The organism is Streptomyces europaeiscabiei, assembly GCF_036346855.1.
GTDB classification, from domain to species: Bacteria; Actinomycetota; Actinomycetes; order Streptomycetales; family Streptomycetaceae; genus Streptomyces; species Streptomyces europaeiscabiei.
Genome location: NZ_CP107841.1, coordinates 4,464,368 through 4,479,766, shown reverse-complemented (window position 1 = coordinate 4,479,766; position 15,399 = coordinate 4,464,368). Strand labels below are relative to the sequence as shown.

The following is a 15,399-nucleotide window of genomic DNA, read 5'->3' as shown; positions in this document are numbered from 1 at the left end:
CATCAGCTGCCGGCAGGGCATGTTGCCCGTGCCTTCCGGGCTTGGGCTCTGGCTCTACACGAGTGGCCGGACCAGGGAGCGAACCACGGCTACGGGACGACGGCCTGGAGGGACATGCACGCGCGAACGCTGTTGCAGGATGTGGCGGCTTCGATGCGGCGCAGGAGCAAGCGTGACTTTCTTGCGGCGGTTGCTTCCTTGGATGATCGTTATGTCTCACGAACACTCCCTGATCCCTACGCGGCGAGTTGGGACCCGTGGTGGAAGCGTCGCCTTAAGGATTGATCGGCACTGCGTCGCTTTAGCTGGCCTGGCTGAGTCAACCACCGGCGATCTTGAAAACCGTCGTGGCAGCGATGTCACCGTGGGTTCAAATCCCACACCCACCGCAGGTGAACGGCCCTTGACCAGGCAACATGGTCAGGGGTCGTCAGCACGTCGACCCACCGTGATCGTCCGGTGTTCCCCGTGGTTCCCCGCTCGATCGGGCACAGGAGGGGCACGCTGCTGTTGCCCGGGGATACCTCCGGATGCCCTGCGGTGTGTGCAGAGGCGTGGGAACGTCCATCGAACACAGGCGGCAAGATGACCACATGGCCGACGACAAGAACACTGGCTTCAGCTTGCCGCGAGGGGCGACAGGCTTTCATCGGCCAAAGGACGGCCCCCTTCCCGAGACCGATCTACGGGCCTTCAGGGGCGCTCTGTATGCAGCTGCTCGCGCTGCTGGAGGCAAGGTGGGCGAGGTGGAGGAACAGGCATACCCCCGCACGTTCCACACCGCGTCGGTCGTCGAGGACGCAGGCCAGCACATCATCTTGTGCCACGCCCATCAGCCCTGGATCGCGTTCGCTCAGATGCGCAGGGACTGGTACCGCGAGGAGTTCGTCGCACCACCGCCCTGGGCCGGCACCTTCGTGCACGCTGGGTTCCTGGTGCTCGACCGCGAGCAGCTCACCGCATCTCTTGCCGACGTGGACACCTCAGACCTGTCACAGGGCGAGTGGCGCGAGATTCGTTTATATGGCATTACCACGCTGGGCGGGGTGATCTTCAACGCGTGGGACTGATGAGACTAGGAGCACCCCGTTCCCCGCTTTCTCAGCCCACCACTCACCCCAGCTCCCATCCCGTCTGCCGTCGACCCACACACCGTGGAGCGGGCGTGGTTCAGGGGCGTCAAGGTGGAGCGCGCCACTGTACGAACGACCTTGACGCCCCTGGGCCGCGTCTGCTCGGCTCTGCCTGGGTCGATGGCAGACGGGATGGGAGCTCCCCGCGCGCGCCACCAATCGGCTGGCACCCACAAACGGTGCCCCCGCCATCTCGGAGCCTGAGCGCCCCCGCCGGAGGCATGTCCTTGACCTGCGGGTGACCTCCTCGCTTCTGCCCGCTGCACGAGGCGCGCCGCCGGGCGCGGCCAGCCGGGGCGCAGACAGGAGGCAGGCCGCGCCGCAGAGGCGGTGCGCGCCCGCGCCGTGCGCGGGCTCTTGAACCAGTAGAGAAAGTTGTAACGCAGTCGCTCGCTCGGGGTTTGTCCGGTCCCGGGAGATGCTTGACACTTCGATCCCAGCTGATGGTTGACGGTGGCCGTGATCGGCTTTTCTGTGCACGTTGTTGTGGCGTGTGGCGGGAGGCCGGGATTGGCTCTGGTGGAGTTGTCGGTTGTCGAGCAGAGATACCGGGCTGTGCTCGCGGTGCTGGCGGGTGCGACGGTGACGGAGATCGCCGCGTCGCTGGGGGTGTCGCGGCAGACGGTGAGCGGGTGGAAGTCGAGGTATGCCGCCTCGGGCCTGGCGGGGCTGGCGGACCGGTCACGCAGGCCGGCCTCGTGTCCGCATCAGGCCTCCGCCGAGGTGGAGACGGCCGTGTGCGAGCTGCGGCGCAAGCACCCTCGCTGGGGTCCGCGGCGGATCGCTCATGCGCTGGAGCGGTCCGGGGCGGTGAGCCCGCTGCCGTCACGGATGACTGTGTATCGGATCCTGGTCCGTCACGGTCTGGTGGAGCCGGGGGTGCGGCGGCGGAAGCGGTCGGATTACAAGCGCTGGCAGCGGGACCGGCCGATGCAGTTGTGGCAGATGGACATCGTCGGCGGCGTGATGCTGGTCAACACGGTGACCGGTGAGCTGACCGAGGCCAAAGTCGTGACCGGGGTGGACGATCATTCCCGGTTCTGCGTGATCGCGTCGGTGGTGGAGCGGGCGACCGGTCGGGCGGTCTGTGCGGCGTTCGCGGGGGCCCTGCGGAGGTTCGGGGTGCCGGAAGAGGTGCTGACCGACAACGGCAAGCAGTTCACCGACCGGTTCGGGCAGGGCGGTGAGGTGTTGTTCGACCGGATCTGCCGGGAGAACGGGATCGCGCATCGGCTGACGCAGCCGGCGTCGCCGACCACGACGGGCAAGGTGGAGCGGTTCCATCAGACGCTGCGGCGTGAACTCCTCGACGACTGCGGCGCGTTCGAGAGCATCGAAGCGGCCCAGGCGGCACTGGATCGTTGGGTGCAGGAATACAACTCGATGCGTCCGCATCAGGCCTTGGACATGCAGTCTCCGGGAGACCGGTTCACCCCGGTGCCCGAGGAGGAGCGGGACATGCTGGGGCTGAAGATTCCCGGAGTGCTGGCGCTGGTGCCGCAGCAGCGGACACCTCCAGCGGACCCGGACCCGGACCCGGACCCGGCTCCGGCTCCGGCTCCGGCTCCGGCTCCGGCTGAAGCCTCGGCTGTGCCCGCCGCCCTGCCTGAGGTGGTCCCGGCCGCGGCGGTGGAGCCCGGTGGGCCGGTGGAGTTCGATCGGGTGGTGCCTGCGAGTGGGAATCTGCAGGTGGCGGGCAAGCAGTTTTGGCTGGGTCCGGCCCGTTCGGGGCTGACGGTGACGTTCTGGGCGGACACGTCGGTGATCCATCTGCTGATCGCTGGGACGCGGATCAAGAGCGTGCGGTCGCACCTGTCGGTGGCTGACCTGGGACGGCTGGCTGTCCGGGGCGGCCGTACGGCCGGACCGGCCCCGCTGCCTGCCGGTGAGGGGATGGCGTTCGAGGTGGACCGGGTCGTGAACAACAGCGGCCTGGTGGGCCTGGCCGGGCGCCAGGTGCTGGCCGCGGAGATCCTCGGCGGCCGCCAGGTGGGCATCCGCCTCGACGACGAGACGCTGTCGTTCTTCGACCCATCCTCGCGAGAACTCCTGCGGGTGCGGCCCAACCCGCTGACCGGAGAGGAAGTGCGTCGGCTGCGGGGCCTGCGTCCGGCCGGACCGCCACCGCGGCCGGGCATCGAGCCGGTGCGGGTGCAGCGGCGGATCAGTGCTGTGGGCACGATCATGGTCTGCCGCCAGAGCGTCTCCCTCGGCCGCCCGTACGCAGGCCAGACGGTGACCGTGCACGTGTCTGAGACGACGATCACCGTCGAGCTGGACGGGCAGGTCCGGGTCATCCGGCGCACGACCGACATTCCCGTCCGCCACGTCAAGGCGAACAAGCCCTACAAGGTTTCCGATGTTGTCTAGGCCCACCGTCAAGCATCATCTGGGACCAGAACGTCAAACATCACCTGGGACTAGACACGCTCGCTCGGGGTTTGTCCGGGCCCGGGAGATGCCTGACGTCCCCTCCGGGCTTTGGCACGCTGGCCGCTGTTCTAGGACCGCGTAGCGGCGGCCGCGATGCCAGCCGCCCGCAGCTTCTGGGCGAGTAGTTCCAGCTCAGGAAGCGTTCCTGAGTGGCCACCGCTCAGAACACGGCGCAGCACAGCCTTGGCGTCGACCAGATCGATGCCCAGCTCGGCTCGGAGCACCCTCATGATCACGACACTGTTTGCCGACTCATCGAGCACTTGAAGGGTCGCTGGCCCATGCTCCGCGAGCAGCTGCTGGCGCTGTTCACTCGGCAGATCCCCGCCACACACGGCCACCGCGAACCCGCACGCAGGACACGTTGACTCGACGTCCCACCGCAAGCGGCCGTCAACGAGCGCTTGGACACCGCAGCACTCCAGCTCCGCACCACAGTCCTGGCACATCGCGGAGTACCTGACCGACTCGAAAACGGCCTGCTCCATCTCCCACCCCCAGGGGGACGAGGTTAAGCGACAACTCGGGGCGTGAGCGTTTTGAAGGCGTATGCGCATAGGGGGAGTTCGCGACCTTGACGGTGTGGAAGACAGGAAGAGCACCTGTCGCACCGTCCATGTGACCCGAGTCGTCGGGCCCTCTGAGTTCGGGTGGTAGCTCGCCAGACAATCTCGGCGATCGTCTGGAAGGAGATCGTTTAGAGCAGGCGTTTCAACCGCACCTCGGCGGCTGGTTCGAGCGGCCCGTGTGAGGCTTGAAGTCGTATGCGCAGGCTGGAAGTTCCGTGCCCTGTCGGTGTGCGAGGGGCAGGAAGATCACTGGCCGGATCGTCCAGGTGATGCGGGTCGAGTCGAAGGTGACCGACACGGTACAGGGTTCGGAGCGTAGGAGGGCTCGTCGTGTGTCTATGCGGCCGTCGTACAGCCACTCCCACGCCTGGGCGGATGCGTCCGGGTCGAATGCCGGTGAGATGGTGCGGAGCGCGACGGCAACCCATCTGTCGGCCTGGGGTGCCGTGTAGGCGTCGAACGAGGCCCGCAGTTCCAACCCGCCCTTGTCGATGAGGTCTTCGGTCCAGCACTCGCACCAGTAGCCCCGGCGGGCTTCGTCCTTCAGCACAGGTGGTCTCCCGGTCGGGTGCCGGTGAACAGTTCCGCGGTGACCGTGTATCCGCTGTTGCTGCCGTGGACGACGACTCGGTGGGCGAGTGCGGTGACCATGCCCAGGCCTCGGCCGTGTTCGGCCTCGGCGTCCTGGTGCTCGGCCTTGGGGGCCGTGCCGGTTCCTCCGCCGTCCGTCACCGACAGGGCGATCACCTGCCGGGTCACCGCGAGGGCCAGGTGGAAGCTGCCGGATTCCATGCCGCTGGCCGTGTGGAGGATCGCGTTCGCGCTCAGCTCGCTCACGATCAGCTCGGCGTCGTAGGCCAGGGGCGATCCGTGCAGGATGTCGCGGGTCCAGCGGCGGGCCCGGCTCACCTCTTCCGGAAATCCTGGGCAAGTGAGTCCCCAGACCCGGGCGGTGCTCGTATACTCGTGCATACAAGTTCCTTCGTGCTGGTAGGCCGCCATGTGCAGCGGGTTCGGGCTAGACGAGTTTCACGCCGTCGTGGGCGCGGATGGCCGGCGGGGATGCCGCGTCCAATGCGTCCAGGACGCGGATCGCGTATGCCTCGTCGGCAAGCTCGGTGACTTCTTCACGGGTGGCCCAGCGCAGTGCGCGGGTCTCGTCGCCGGTGGTCGGTGTGCCGTCGGCCGCCTCACAGCGGAAGACCAGCGAGACGATCAGGCCCGTCATGTTCTTGTAGACGCCGGTCAGGGTCGCGGGAAGTGCGATCTTGATGCCGGTCTCTTCGAGGACTTCGCGCTGGAGGGCTTCGGGAAGGGTTTCCTCGCGTTCGAGGACTCCGCCCGGGGGTTCCCACTTGCCGTTGTCACGGCGTTTGATCAAGAGGGCGCGGCCCTGGTCGTCGACTATGACTCCGGCGACGCTCACGGAGTGCGGACGGTCAGTGCTCACGTTCCTCGGCCCTCTCGGCTGGCTAGGCTCTCCACCGTAGCAACAACAATCGCCCACTCGTCTAGATATCTAAAGGAGTACACGTGCCCTCTCTTCCTTCCGGCTTCCTCGGTGATCTCGATCCCACGAGTGATCGTGCGGTCTTTCGGCAGATCGCCGACCAGTTGCGTGAGGCCATCGACCGTGGGCGGTTCAAGGAGGGTGAAAAACTGCCCTCGGAAGCCGAGCTTGTTGACCACTACGGGGTATCCCGGATGACGGTCCGCAACTCCTTCTCCGTCCTCCAGGGCGAAGGGCTCGTGCACGCCGAGCACGGCAAGGGCGTCTTCGTCCGGCCCCGGCCGCCCGTGCGGCGACTCGCCTCCGACCGGTTCGCCCGGCGCCACCGCGAGCAGGGCAAGGCGGCTTTCATCGTCGAAGCCAACGCCGCCGGCAGTCACCCCCAGGTCGACAGCCTTGAGGTAAAGGAAGAAAAGGCCAGTCAGGACGTCTCGACACGGCTCGGGTCCGTGCGGCGGGTGCTGGCTCGTCGACGCCGGTATCTCCTCGACGGGCGGCCGGTCGAGTTCGCCACCTCGTATCTCCCGCTCGACATCGCGCGCGGTACTCCCATCGCCGAGCCCAACCCCGGCCCCGGCGGGATCTACGCCCGCCTCGAAGAGCTGGGCCACCGCCTCGACCACTTCGAGGAGGAGATCCGCGCCCGGATGCCCTCGCCGGCCGAGGTGAAGACGCTCCGGCTGGCCTCCGGTGTGCCGGTGATCCACCTGATCCGTACCGCCTTCGACGCCGAAGGTCGGGCCGTGGAGGTCTGCGACACGGTTATGGCTGCGGATGCGTACGTCCTGGCGTACCAGCTCCCGGCGACGTGATCGCGTGACCGGTGTCGGTGGGGTGCTAGGCCTCCGGTGTGAACATGTCGCCGATGTTGTTCCACATGAAGCCATCGCGCCAGTCCGGCTTGCCGGTTACCCAGCCGATGAGCGCCACCCGCACTTTCTCTTGCGAGACGGTGCGCGTCTGGTAGTGCTCGGCAGGGACACCGTCCCGGTATTCCAGCTGGTAGGTGTTGTTGTCGCGGAACAGGACCTGGATGTACCAGTCCCCTTCGAGGTCCTCCGCCTGGCGCTCAAGCACCATGTGCTCGTTGCCGCGTCGCAGGTTGGCGAGCATCGTCCCGATGGCTGGCTTCGAGGGACGCTTCACCACGTGGCCGTTGGCGCTTGTTGCTATCAGCATGGCCGGATTCTGGCGGATGGGTCTGACAGTGGGGGGCGCGCTTCTCGAACTCGTACACCCCAACAGGCATACTCGTATAGACGAGTGGGCAAGTGGTGTGGCAGGGTGGTCCGCGTGAGCCCCGTAGATCGGGTTCGCAGATCGCATCATGTATAGACGAGTAGATGGGTGAATTGCCTTGCGCACCATTCGTGTTGAGACCTCGGCCGCGACGATTCTGCTGACCGAGGCTCCTGAGCCCAAGGTCCGGGACCGGCAGACGGGCGAGATCGCCAAGGACGCCGTGAGCGGGGAAGCGTTGATGACGCTCGGCGTCGTCTACATCGAGGACGGGGAGTCGTCGCTGGTCAAGGTCACCATTCCTGAGGGTGGTGTGACCGAAGGGCTGACGCTGGGGGCGCCGGTCTCGTTGCCGGGGCTGGTTGCCCGGCCGTGGGAGAGCGTGTTCAACGGGCAGCAGCGTCACGGCATCGCCTTCCGCGCCGCCGCCGTGACTCCGGCCGCCTTCCCGGCCGCCATGGGGGCCACCGCCTGATGTCCGATCTGGTGACTCTTCTGGAGGTGGGTGGTCCTGTCGCCGCGCTCGGCGGCGGGGCCGCCTACATCCGGGCCAAGCACCCCCGCGTGTACTGGCCCACGGTCGGCCTGCCGATATCCACCGCCCGGCTCCTCGGCTCCTACGGCTCGGTCATGGAGGCGTGCGGGCTGACCGTGGCGCCGTCCCGGCTGCGGGTCCTCGCCGTCAAGGCCACCACTCGGCGGGAGGTCCGGCCGGTACCGCCCCGTCGGGGCATCATCCGGCCCACCTCGACCGGGCTGCGGCTCCGCCTCCGGCTCGCTCCGGGGCAGGAACCCGCCGATGTCGCCGCCTCGGCCGAACGGCTGCGGCACGCCTGGGGCGTCCACGCCGTGTACGTGACGACGGTCAAGCCTGGCGTGGTCGAACTGCGGCTCGTCGGCTTCGACGTGCTGCGGAACGTGCGGATGCCCCGCAAGGCCGCCGCCGAACTCCTCAAGGTGCCCGTGGCACTGCGGGAGGACGCCACTCCCTTCGTACGCGACTACCGCACCATCCCGCACCAACTCACCCTCGGCGCCACGCTGTCCGGCAAGTCCATGTACCTGCGGCACTTGATCACCGGCCTGGCCCGGCAGTCCGTTGCCCTGGTCGGTATCGACTGCAAGCGGGGTGTGGAGCTGGCGCCGTTCGCCTCCCGGCTCTCCGCCCTCGCCACCGACTCCGACGAAGCTGCCGAGCTGCTGCCCGTGCTCGTCAAGGAAATGGAGGACCGCTACGACCTGATCAAGGCCCGGCAGGGCATCGCCCCCGGCACACCCGACGAGGAGATCACCTCCGACATCTGGGGCCTGCCTGAGAGTCAACGCCCGGTGCCGATCGTGCTGTTCGTCGACGAAGTGGCCGAACTCTTCCTCGTCGCCACGAAGAAGGACGAGGAACGGCGGGACGAGATGGTCACTCAGCTCATCCGCCTCGCCCAGCTCGGCCGCGCCGTCGGCATCTACCTGGAGGTGTGCGGGCAGCGCTTCGGCGCCGAGCTGGGCAAGGGCGCCACCATGCTTCGGGCCCAGCTCACCGGCCGGGTCTGCCACCGCGTCAACGACGAAGCCTCCGCGAAAATGGCGCTGGGCGACATCGCCCCTGAAGCGGTCTTCGCCGCCTGCGCCATCGCTCCCGAACTGCCCGGCCTGGCCGTGGCCGGTGACACCTCCGGCGGCTGGTCCCGCATCCGCACCCCGTACCTCTCTCTCGGCGCCGCTGCCGAGATCTGCCGGGAATTGGCCCACCTGGTGCCCGACCTTCCCGCGCTGAAGCCCTTCCGGCCCGACACCCCCGTACGGTCCGTGGAGTCCTCAGCCCCGGCAGTGCAGCCGCACCCGGTGACCGACTGACCTTCACCCACCCCTCACCCCGGTCGGCGTGACCGCCTCGCGCCAACTCCCTACCCCTGCCATGCCTGAAATCCGGAAGGAGCCGCATCATGCGCGCCCAACTGGCCCGTGTCGACGCGGTGCTCGTCCAGGCGCTCATCGCCGCCGCGCTGTCCTTCGCCCACCTGCACGACATCGCCTCGGCGGCCGGTCAGGACGGGTGGAAGGCGTGGGCCTACCCGGTCTCGGTCGACCTGTTGCTCGTCGCCGCCTGGCGCCGACTGCGGACCGGTGAGGCGAAAGCGGCCGGGTGGTGCTGGTTCGTCATCGCCCTCGCCGCCTCCCTCGGAGCGAATGTCGCCACCGCCGGCCTCCTCGACCTGAACGACGTCCCGGCCTGGCTGCGCATCCTCGTCGCGGGCTGGCCCGCCGTCGCCTTCCTCGGCGGAACCCTCCTCGCCCACACCACCCCGACGACCACCGACACGGACCTCGACGACACGGACGACACCGTGGACCAGGAGCACGCGCCCGAAGTCGCCCCCGAGCAACCGCCGCCGATACCACCGGCCATCGAGCCACCGCCGCCCGAGCGGCCCGCTGTACCCGTCCCGACCGCCCTCGTCGAACACGCCCGCAAGGTCGCCGCCGAACACCACATCCGCACGGGAGCACCGATCGACACCCCGACTCTCCGCGCCCGCCTCGGCGTCCCCGCGCCCATGGCCGAAGCCATCGCCGCCCACCTCTGAGAGGAGACCCCGTGTCCGCCAACCGCCGCTTCCGTAACACCACCCGCATCGGCCCCGTCCAGGTCGCCACGTCCTACGACGGCCGGGGACGCGAGAAGCACACCGCCGCCTGCACGGCCCCGCGCTGCGGCTTCTCCGCCGACTACGACAGCCGCGCCGCCGCCGAGCTGGCCGCCCGCACCCACCGCTGCCCCGTCCGCTGATCCTCCGAAGGGACCCCGTACACCGTGACCGTCAGCCTGCCGCTCGTCGTCGTCCTCGGCTTCTTCGCCTGGGGAGCGGTCAAGTTCCTCGGCGTCCGCACCTGGGTCGTCGTCCTGATCGCCCTCTTCGGCTTCTACCTCTCGCAGACCTTCCTCGCCCCCGCCATCGAATCCGGCACCCGCTCCGGCGTGGACGTCATAAACGGCTCACACGCCTAGACGAGTAGATAAGGAGAGCCCGACCGTGTTCCTGCCCAAGTACCCCCACAGCCCCACCCCACCGCCCGCACACACCCACACCCCGGCCGATCCGGCGCCCGTACGGCGCTCGCTCCCGGCGGTCTCCATCAGTCCCGGAGTCGTGGCGGCCGTGGTCGTCGGCGGTGTCGTCATCACCGCGCTCCTGGCCGCCGTCGCCGTCTCGGCCCTCTCCGTGGCCATCGCGGCCGTGGTCCTGCGCTCCCTGATCCGCGAACAGAACCGGCGCTGAACGCGCCCGACACCCGGGGCGGCGCACACGACCAAGCATCCGCCGCCCCGGGGCCATCACTCCTGACCGAGCCAGTCAGAAGGAGAATCGCCATCTTCACCCGCACCACACCGCCCCCGCTCCCGGAACTCGCGAAGCTCGCGGAGCACGGCACCCTGCCCGGTATCCTCCGCCAGCTCTCCGGACTTGGCGGCTGCGTCAACCCCATCCGCCTCGACGGCCACCGCACCGAGCACGACGTCGACACCACGACCGGTGAGATCGGCCGCGTTCTCCACCACCTCGACTCCACCGACCTCCCGGCCGGCCAACTCCTCGTCCGCTGCAACAACCGCCGCACCACCCGCTGCGCGGCCTGCTCCGAGGTCTACCGCCGTGACACCTTCCACCTGATCACCTCCGGCCTGCGCGGCGGCAAGGGCACCCCCGAACACGTCGCCACCCACCCGCGCGTCTTCGCCACCTTCACCGCCCCGAGCTTCGGCCCGGTCCACAACCGCCCTTCCAGCGGTCGCTCCTGCCGCTGCCGCAACCGCCACGACCATGACGACGCCGAACTCGGCACCCCGCTCGACCCGGACACCTACGACTACGAAGCGGCCGTCCTCTGGAACGCCCACGCCGGTCCGCTCTGGCGACGCTTCTCCACCTACCTGCGCCGGGAAGTCGCCAAGCGCGCGGGCCTGTCACAACGCCGGTTCCGCGACCACGCCCGCGTCTCCTTCGCCAAGGTCGCCGAGTACCAAAAGCGCGGCGCCGTCCACTTCCACGCCGTCATCCGCATCGACGGCCCCACCGGCGGCGACACCCCGCCTCCGGCCTGGGCCACCGCCGAACTGCTCACCGACGCCATCGAGACGGCGGCAGCCAAGGTCCGTGTGGACGGCCCGGTCATCGACGGACGCACTCACACCTTCACCTTCGGCCGCCAACTCGACGTCCGCACCATCCGCTCCGCCGACTTCAACGACGGCCAGGAGCTGACCGAGCGCGCGGTCGCCGCGTACATCGCCAAGTACGCCACCAAGGGCGCCGAGACAGCCGCGGGAGCTCTCGACCGGCCGCTGAAGTTCGCCGCCGAACTCGCCCAGCTCGACATCAGCGACCACGCCCGCCGCCTCATTCGAACCGCCTGGTTCCTCGGTGCACGCAAGGATCTCGAACACCTCCGCCTGCGCGCCTGGGCCCACATGCTCGGCTTCCGCGGCCACTTCTCCACCAAGTCCCGCCGCTACTCCACCACCCTCGGCGCACTCCGCGACGCCCGCGCCGAATGGCGCCGCGCACAAGCCGCGACAGCCAACGGACCGGCTCCAGATACGACGTACGTCCTTGCCCACTGGGTCTTTGCAGGAACCGGACTCTCCGACACCGAAGCCTGGCTCGCCGAATCCCTCACGCCCGCACCCGGAACGGAAGGAGAACCCACCCGTGGCTGACCGCTACCTCACCGTGGCGCAGGTGGCCGAACTCCTCGGCACCACGGAACGCTTCCCGCGCCGACTGATCGCCGAGCGACGCATCGAGTTCGTCAAGGTCGGCCGACACGTCCGCATCCCAGAGAGCGCGGTGAATGCCTTCGTCGACGCCAACACGGTGCAGCCGATCGGCCACCGGCGCGGCTCTCTCCGGAGGGTCGCCTGATGGCCAACAAGAAGGGGAGGCGCAGAAACTTCGGGTCGGTCCGGCAGCTTCCGTCCGGTCGCTGGCAGGTCCGCTACCGCGACCCGGAGACGGGCCAGTTGCGTCCGGCCGAGAAGACCTACCCGACCAAGACCGATGCTCAAGCCGCTCTCACGCACGTCGAGTCCGACATCACGCGTGGGCAGTGGTCGGACCCGGATGCCGGGGCGGTGAACTTCGAGGAGTACGCAACCGCGTGGCTGCGGGACCGGAAGCTCGCTGACCGCACCCGAGAGCGGAACGAGTCGGTGGTGCGGCTGCACATCCTGCCCACCTTCGGGGCCGGATCGGTGGCCGACGTGACGACGACTCGGGTGCGCAGCTGGCGCGGCAGGCTCCTCGCGGCCGGCATCGGCGAGCCAACGGTCGTCAAGGCGTACCAACTGCTGCGGGCCCTGATGAACACGGCCGTGGACGACGAGCTGATCCGGCGCAACCCGTGTCGTATCAAGGGCGCCGATCGCTATGACGTGCCCGAGCGGCCGATCCTCACGGTGCCCGAGGTCTTCGCCATCGCCGACGCAATCGCGCCGCGCTACCGGCTGCTCGTGCTCTTGGCAGCCTTCACCACGCTGAGGTTCGGGGAGCTGGCGGCCCTGCGGCGTCGAGACATCGATCAGGAGGGGCTGACCGTCACCGTTCGCCGTGCTCAGGCTGAGTTGCAGAGCGGTCGGCTGTTCGACAAGGCGCCCAAGTCTGCGGCCGGAGTGCGTACCGTCTCCTTCCCGGCCGAGTTGCTCGGCGAGGTCACCCGTCATCTGGAGCACTTTGCGGCTCCTGGTCGTGACGGTCACGTCTTCGTCGGGCCGCAGGGCGGGCAGCTTCGGCGGAGCAACTTCCGTGACGACTGGGTCAAGGCGCGGAAGGCGGCGGGAGTCACGTCTGAACTGCACTTCCACGATCTTCGGCACACGGGCAATACGCTGGCCTCTACGGCTGGGGCCAGCACCCGTGAGCTGATGACCCGCATGGGCCACAGCAGCTCGCGCGCCGCGCTGATCTATCAGCACATGACCAGCGACCGTGACCGTGCCATCGCCGACCGGCTCGGGGCCATGATCCGTGAGGGCGGGGGAGAGGCCACCGGCCAGGAGTGATGTGGCATCCGCGTGGCATTAGTGGCACGCGTGTGGCACGGCCTCGAACGCGACGAAGGACCAGCCCGGGAGGAACCCCTCCTGAGCTGGCCCTTTTGCTGTGCCCCCGGCAGGATTCGAACCTGCGACACCCGCTTTAGGAGAGCGGTGCTCTATCCCCTGAGCTACGAAGGCGGGGGCCTGTAAAGAACCTTGGAGAAAACCCAGCGAGTGGATCTTCAACCGAGGCGTACAAGCCCGCTGGTCAATGGGGGTGCGCTGGTGCTCGCGACGGTTTCCCGGGCGGACATCTTGCGCGACCTGACCGCTGACGTGAACAGCGTAGCGGATCGGGGCGGAGCGGAGGGGTGTAGTACGGGGGGTGGGGCGTTGCGAAGGGTGTGACCTGCGGTTTTCTGTGTAGGGCTGGTTAGTGTTCGTCTCTGTCAGCGCGGAGGCTCGGTTTGTCCGTTCCGCCGCCGACGTGGAGGCGAGGTGATTGCAGGTGTCGGCTTGACTGCCGCCGGCCTTTCGCGGCGGAGCCTGTCGGGTCAGATCACCTGGCGCCTGGCTGATGCCGAAGCGCGAATCGCTGCGGGGCCGGGCCAGAGCTGATGGTCGAGTGCCTCCTCCAGTCGTGTCGGAGTGCCGATGTCCGGCAGGACGTCGCCGTTGAGGACTCGGGCGACGGTGGAATGCGCGACACGGGCCAGGTCGGCCAGTCCGTGAAGCGGGAGCTTGCGGGAGCGCATGGTGCGGTTCAGGTCGCCGGCGAGGAGCAGCCCGCAGTGGGCGCCCAGCGGAGCGTCGTGGGTCAGGGTGGCCTCCGGCCGGTCTCCGTCCGCTACGTAGTGCAAAGGGTGCTCATCGTTGTTACTGCGCGGCATGCGTAGATCGTGCAACGCTCCAGGGTGACCGACCGGTGCCCTTACGGTGGCGGGGACCCGTTGTCTGTAGAGAGATGTGGCGCTGGGCGCCGTGACCCCGAAGGCGTGCGACCCGATGGGGGCTTCGGGGCTGTGAACCGCCCGCCGCGGGGCCGACGGGTGTGGGGGTACGCGGATCCGGATCTGGTGTGTCGCCAGGAAGCTTGTCCTGTAGGCGAGTTACCTCTCCTCTGGGTGCATGGAGAGCGGCACAGGCCCTCGCCAACTGTGAGTTGGTGGGTCAGGTTGCCTCCGTTGGTTGTCGTAGGGCTTGGTGGCGGGGTGCACGGTAGGGCTGATGGGCCGTCATATGAAATTGCTCGGAGCGATGTTCAGGGATTTGCTGTGCTTCGCTTGGAGGGCAGGCAGGGTGTGGCGCACCGGAGTCATGGATCTTGTGGGGAGGGACGAGCAGTGGCGAGCCAAGTACGGAACCCGCGCGGGCATCGAGGGAACCATCCACCAGGCCGTCGCGGTCACCGGGATGAGACGTGCCCGCGATCGCGGTCTCCAGAAGACCCACCTGGAGCACGTCTTCTCCGCCGTCGCACTCAACCTCATACGCCTCGATGCCTGGTGGAACGGCCACCCGCTCCACCGCACCCGCGTCAGCCACCTTGCCCGACTCGACCTCTCCCTCGCCGCGTAACCGAATTGGGGTCTGCGATTGGTAGGCGTCGTTGATCATGCAGTCGGTGTTCGGCTGCCCGCTGTCGTGGATGAGGAGCGAGTGTCACGGACTGTGGTCGCGTCCGTCCCGTGGAGCGAAGGCTGAGAGGGCGTCGGCGTCGGGGGAGGCGCTGTGGCGTGAGCACGTTGGTGTGCGTCAGTGCGGCTCGGCGCCGGTATGGCTCACCGTACTGGTTGCAACAGGTGTGGCGGGATCGCTGAATCGAGGGACGCACGTTGTCGGGCGTGACATGGAGAACAGACCATCTGAATGTGGAGTACAGCCAGTACTACCTTTGCGAATGGGGCAGCCTCCCCGACCCTGAAGAGATTCCGAGGATTTCAAGAGGGAACACGCTCGCAGGAGCCGGGAGTGGCTATCTGACCATTATGCCGGGCACACACAGCGGCTGTATCACGCTGGCCATCGAGTGCCGGGATAATGAGCCGCCCCAGGATTTCGAAGCGTGGGAATCGGTCGTGGACCTCAGCCATCACAGCGAGAAAGGAATCATGTTTCCTCTCCTCTGGGCAGGAGATACTCTGCGCGAAGCCGGGAATCTGGCTCACAAGGGGCCCGGCTGGTACCGCATCCGAATTCACACCCGTGGGCGTGACCAAGGGCGACAGCTCAGTGCGGTGCCTGAACTCCCTGGCCATCCCGTTGAAGACCACGTAATTACCATCTGGCCCGCGCCCCCCAAGCATGAGGAGGTCCACAAGATTGAGGACCAATACGGGCTAAAGTTTTGGGACCCGTCAAGATCACCAGCCCCACCCGTTCACCCCGGCTGAGGATTTCCCATCAGCCTTGCTGTTCGGTCGGCCGGCCCGCCCCTCCGCACCACCAGCCCGCAGCAACGACCTGAGCACCTTGGCTGTCCCC

The 15,399-nt window shown here is 68.0% G+C and carries 19 protein-coding genes and 1 tRNA gene; 13 read left to right on the top strand and 7 right to left on the bottom strand.

Features of this window, described 5'->3' with window-relative positions; genetic code table 11:
• The first annotated feature begins 593 nt into the window (after positions 1 to 593).
• Together OG858_RS19360 and OG858_RS19355 are read left to right on the top strand one after the other, a co-directional pair.
• The gene (locus OG858_RS19360) at positions 594 to 1,070 is read left to right on the top strand and encodes a hypothetical protein (protein ID WP_328544679.1); all 477 of its coding nucleotides are present in this window, start codon (positions 594 to 596) and stop codon (positions 1,068 to 1,070) included.
• 588 nt (positions 1,071 to 1,658) lie between these two features.
• A complete protein-coding gene (locus OG858_RS19355; RefSeq protein ID WP_328545292.1) occupies positions 1,659 to 3,503 on the top strand; it encodes an IS481 family transposase in 1,845 nt (614 codons plus the stop codon).
• 131 nt (positions 3,504 to 3,634) lie between these two features.
• Here OG858_RS19355 and OG858_RS19350 read toward each other — a convergent pair whose 3' ends face one another.
• From OG858_RS19350 to OG858_RS19335, 4 genes are all read right to left on the bottom strand, one after another.
• Positions 3,635 to 4,054: a hypothetical protein gene (locus OG858_RS19350; RefSeq protein WP_328544680.1), complete on the bottom strand. Its 420-nt coding sequence runs from the start codon at positions 4,052 to 4,054 to the stop codon at positions 3,635 to 3,637.
• A gap of 223 nt (positions 4,055 to 4,277) precedes the next feature.
• On the bottom strand, positions 4,278 to 4,685 hold the full coding sequence (locus OG858_RS19345) for a hypothetical protein (RefSeq protein WP_328544681.1): 408 nt from the start codon (positions 4,683 to 4,685) through the stop codon (positions 4,278 to 4,280).
• On the bottom strand, positions 4,679 to 5,107 hold the full coding sequence (locus tag OG858_RS19340; protein ID WP_328544682.1) for an ATP-binding protein: 429 nt from the start codon (positions 5,105 to 5,107) through the stop codon (positions 4,679 to 4,681). Before OG858_RS19340 ends, OG858_RS19345 begins: the two co-directional genes overlap by 7 nt.
• A 46-nt stretch (positions 5,108 to 5,153) precedes the next feature.
• Positions 5,154 to 5,561, bottom strand: coding sequence for an NUDIX hydrolase (locus OG858_RS19335; protein WP_060892820.1), 408 nt, complete (start codon positions 5,559 to 5,561; stop codon positions 5,154 to 5,156).
• A 107-nt stretch (positions 5,562 to 5,668) separates the two neighbouring features.
• Between OG858_RS19335 and OG858_RS19330 the strand changes: the two genes are divergently transcribed.
• The gene (locus OG858_RS19330) at positions 5,669 to 6,457 is read left to right on the top strand and encodes a GntR family transcriptional regulator (RefSeq protein ID WP_037722666.1); all 789 of its coding nucleotides are present in this window, start codon (positions 5,669 to 5,671) and stop codon (positions 6,455 to 6,457) included.
• Between the two features lie 25 nt (positions 6,458 to 6,482).
• Here the strand turns inward: OG858_RS19330 and OG858_RS19325 are convergent, their stop codons facing one another.
• Positions 6,483 to 6,824, bottom strand: coding sequence for a hypothetical protein (locus OG858_RS19325; RefSeq protein WP_328544683.1), 342 nt, complete (start codon positions 6,822 to 6,824; stop codon positions 6,483 to 6,485).
• 178 nt (positions 6,825 to 7,002) lie between these two features.
• Here OG858_RS19325 and OG858_RS19320 point away from each other — a divergent pair, with 178 nt between their 5' ends.
• The 9 genes from OG858_RS19320 (at position 7,003) to OG858_RS19280 (ending at position 12,939) form a co-directional block, all read left to right on the top strand.
• Positions 7,003 to 7,359 carry an SCO3933 family regulatory protein gene (locus OG858_RS19320; protein ID WP_328544684.1) on the top strand — a complete coding sequence of 119 codons (357 nt, stop codon included), beginning with the start codon at positions 7,003 to 7,005 and terminating at the stop codon, positions 7,357 to 7,359.
• Entirely contained in the window at positions 7,359 to 8,735 is a 1,377-nt protein-coding gene (locus OG858_RS19315) for an FtsK/SpoIIIE domain-containing protein (RefSeq protein ID WP_328544685.1), read from the top strand. The genes OG858_RS19320 and OG858_RS19315 overlap by 1 nt, the downstream gene beginning before the upstream one ends.
• Before the next feature lie 89 nt (positions 8,736 to 8,824).
• Complete coding sequence (locus OG858_RS19310) at positions 8,825 to 9,466, top strand: DUF2637 domain-containing protein (RefSeq protein ID WP_328544686.1); 642 nt, start codon at positions 8,825 to 8,827, stop codon at positions 9,464 to 9,466.
• Between the two features lie 11 nt (positions 9,467 to 9,477).
• The gene (locus OG858_RS19305) at positions 9,478 to 9,669 is read left to right on the top strand and encodes a mobile element transfer protein (RefSeq protein ID WP_328544687.1); all 192 of its coding nucleotides are present in this window, start codon (positions 9,478 to 9,480) and stop codon (positions 9,667 to 9,669) included.
• A gap of 24 nt (positions 9,670 to 9,693) precedes the next feature.
• On the top strand, positions 9,694 to 9,888 hold the full coding sequence (locus tag OG858_RS19300; protein WP_033531893.1) for a hypothetical protein: 195 nt from the start codon (positions 9,694 to 9,696) through the stop codon (positions 9,886 to 9,888).
• A gap of 25 nt (positions 9,889 to 9,913) precedes the next feature.
• The gene (locus OG858_RS19295) at positions 9,914 to 10,159 is read left to right on the top strand and encodes a SpdD protein (RefSeq protein WP_328544688.1); all 246 of its coding nucleotides are present in this window, start codon (positions 9,914 to 9,916) and stop codon (positions 10,157 to 10,159) included.
• Positions 10,160 to 10,314: 155 nt separating this feature from the next.
• The gene (locus tag OG858_RS19290; protein WP_328545321.1) at positions 10,315 to 11,598 is read left to right on the top strand and encodes a replication initiator; all 1,284 of its coding nucleotides are present in this window, start codon (positions 10,315 to 10,317) and stop codon (positions 11,596 to 11,598) included.
• On the top strand, positions 11,591 to 11,803 hold the full coding sequence (locus tag OG858_RS19285) for a helix-turn-helix domain-containing protein (RefSeq protein WP_328544689.1): 213 nt from the start codon (positions 11,591 to 11,593) through the stop codon (positions 11,801 to 11,803). Before OG858_RS19290 ends, OG858_RS19285 begins: the two co-directional genes overlap by 8 nt.
• On the top strand, positions 11,803 to 12,939 hold the full coding sequence (locus OG858_RS19280; RefSeq protein WP_328544690.1) for a tyrosine-type recombinase/integrase: 1,137 nt from the start codon (positions 11,803 to 11,805) through the stop codon (positions 12,937 to 12,939). The genes OG858_RS19285 and OG858_RS19280 overlap by 1 nt, the downstream gene beginning before the upstream one ends.
• Before the next feature lie 101 nt (positions 12,940 to 13,040).
• Here the strand turns inward: OG858_RS19280 and OG858_RS19275 are convergent.
• A tRNA-Arg gene (locus OG858_RS19275) sits at positions 13,041 to 13,113 on the bottom strand.
• Between the two features lie 356 nt (positions 13,114 to 13,469).
• Positions 13,470 to 13,805 (bottom strand): helix-turn-helix domain-containing protein, encoded by a 336-nt coding sequence (locus OG858_RS19270; RefSeq protein WP_328544691.1) that lies wholly within the window; start codon positions 13,803 to 13,805, stop codon positions 13,470 to 13,472.
• Between the two features lie 427 nt (positions 13,806 to 14,232).
• Here OG858_RS19270 and OG858_RS19265 point away from each other — a divergent pair, with 427 nt between their 5' ends.
• Positions 14,233 to 14,493 carry a transposase gene (locus OG858_RS19265; RefSeq protein WP_373420822.1) on the top strand — a complete coding sequence of 87 codons (261 nt, stop codon included), beginning with the start codon at positions 14,233 to 14,235 and terminating at the stop codon, positions 14,491 to 14,493.
• Positions 14,494 to 15,399 lie beyond the last annotated feature (906 nt).